Below are 215 nucleotides of genomic sequence, written 5' to 3'. Positions count from 1 at the left end.
CGCAGTTTATTTCTCGGTAAATTATGTCAATATTGCGTTAGTATTCAGTTGTCAATGAACAAAATGGAGAATAGCGGGATCGAACCGCTGACCTCCTGCTTGCAAAGCAGGCGCTCTCCCAGCTGAGCTAATCCCCCAAAATAAGAGGTTGGCCTCTCATAATTGAACAAAAAGCGCTGTGTAGGTTTCCGTAAGTTATTCCTTAGAAAGGAGGT

Annotated in this window: 1 tRNA gene; it reads right to left on the bottom strand. The window is 43.7% G+C overall.

What is annotated here, in order from left to right:
- Positions 1-64: 64 nt before the first annotated feature.
- Positions 65-137: transfer RNA gene (locus D3H64_RS10115), tRNA-Ala, on the bottom strand.
- Positions 138-215: the final 78 nt, after the last annotated feature.

The sequence above is a fragment of the Atopobacter sp. AH10 genome (assembly GCF_003664595.1).
In the GTDB taxonomy this organism is placed as follows: domain Bacteria; phylum Bacillota; class Bacilli; order Lactobacillales; family Aerococcaceae; genus Atopobacter.
Note: the sequence above shows the minus strand (reverse complement) of the source record. Positions and strands in the feature narration are given on the sequence as shown.